Raw genomic sequence first — 1650 nt, 5'->3', positions numbered from 1 at the left:
CGACACAGCGCGCCGGGGCGGCGGTCGCCCGGCGCGCTGTGTCGTCGTGGGTCAGGCCGCGATCAGCCGACCGCGGCCATGATCTCGTCGCTGACGTCGAAGTTCGCGTAGACGTTCTGCACGTCGTCGCAGTCCTCCAGGACGTCGATCAGCTTGAAGATCTTGCGCGCGCCCTCCTCGTCGAGGGGGACGTTGACGCTCGGGATCAGCGACGACTCGGCCGACTCGTACTCGATGCCGGCGTCCTGGAGCGCGGTGCGCACCGCGACCAGGTCGGTCGGCTCGGAGACCACCTCGAACGCCTCGCCCAGGTCGTTGACCTCCTCGGCGCCGGCGTCGAGGACCGCCATCATCACGTCGTCCTCGGTCGTCTCGGCCTTGGGGACGATCACCACGCCCTTGCGGGAGAACATGTACGACACCGAGCCCGCGTCGGCGAACGAGCCGCCGTTGCGGGTCAGCGCGGTGCGCACCTCGGTGGCCGCGCGGTTGCGGTTGTCGGTCAGGCACTCGATGAGCAGCGCCACGCCGTTCGGGCCGTAGCCCTCGTACATGATGGTCTGGTAGTCGGCGCCGCCGGCCTCCAGGCCGGAGCCGCGCTTGACGGCGCGGTCGATGTTGTCGTTCGGGACCGAGTTCTTCTTGGCCTTCTGGATGGCGTCGTAGAGCGTGGGGTTGCCTGCGGGATCGCCGCCGCCGGTCCGCGCGGCGACCTCGACGTTCTTGATGAGCTTGGCGAACATCTTGCCGCGCTTGGCGTCGATGACCGCCTTCTTGTGCTTGGTCGTCGCCCACTTTGAGTGGCCGGACATCTGTTACCTCCGTTGCTACCCGCCGTCTGCATCGACCGCACCGCGCACGCCCCGCTCCCGCCGGCGCACGCGGTGGTGCCGGTCAGCCCTGGTGGAAGCCGTGACGGGCAGATGGCCCTGCCGAATCTCGGCAATCCTACCGACGCCCGGCGGCCCGCTGTCACCGCGCCGCGCCTCGCCGCCACGCCCCGACCGCCCGGACCAGGACAGACGGGGCGAAAACACGGCACGGCTCGCCGCCGCTCAGCGCGACGCCCGGACCAGCTCCACGAAGTACGCGTGCACGCGCGCGTCGCCGGTCAGTTCGGGATGGAACGAGGTGGCCAGCAGGTTGCCCTGCCGGACCGCCACGATCCGCCCGGCGGCCGGGCCCTCGGTCACCGTGCCGAGCACCTCGACGCCGTCGCCGACCCGCTCGACCCACGGTGCCCGGATGAACACCGCGTGGAACGGCCCGCCCTCGACGCCGGTGATCGCCACCGGCGCCTCGAACGAGTCGACCTGCCGCCCGAACGCGTTGCGCCGCACGGTCATCTCGATGCCGGCGAAGCCGCGCTGGTCGGGCCGACCGTCGAGGACCTCGGTGGCCAGCATGATCATGCCGGCGCACGAGCCGTAGACCGGCATCCCGCCGGCGATCCGCTTGTCGATCGGCTCGCGCATCTCGAAGATGTCGGCGAGCTTGCTGATCGTGGTGGACTCGCCCCCGGGGATCACCAGCCCGTCCACCGCGTCCAACTCCTGCGCCCGCCGCACCGGGCGGGCGTCCGCGCCCGCCGCGGCGAGGGCGGCGACGTGCTCGCGCACGTCGCCCTGGTGCGCGGGCACTCCGTTCACG

General features: G+C 71.5%; 2 protein-coding genes. Both read right to left on the bottom strand.

What is annotated here, in order from left to right:
* Positions 1-62: 62 nt before the first annotated feature.
* Positions 63-812, bottom strand: a complete 750-nt coding sequence (locus AB0L34_RS33770) for a YebC/PmpR family DNA-binding transcriptional regulator (RefSeq protein ID WP_363709728.1) — start codon at positions 810-812, stop codon at positions 63-65.
* Positions 813-1055: 243 nt separating this feature from the next.
* The gene (gene pdxT / locus AB0L34_RS33765; RefSeq protein ID WP_363709726.1) at positions 1056-1649 is read right to left on the bottom strand and encodes a pyridoxal 5'-phosphate synthase glutaminase subunit PdxT; all 594 of its coding nucleotides are present in this window, start codon (positions 1647-1649) and stop codon (positions 1056-1058) included.
* Between the last annotated feature and the right edge of the window lies 1 nt (position 1650).

Source organism: Micromonospora sp. NPDC052213, assembly GCF_040679695.1.
Taxonomy (GTDB): Bacteria; Actinomycetota; Actinomycetes; order Mycobacteriales; family Micromonosporaceae; genus Micromonospora.
This window is presented reverse-complemented; position numbering and strand designations above follow the sequence as displayed.

Coding starts and splice junctions, on each gene's coding strand:
- AB0L34_RS33770 (WP_363709728.1), bottom strand. CDS start 812: ATGTCCGGCCACTCAAAGTGGGCGACGACCAAGCACAAGAAGGCGGTC.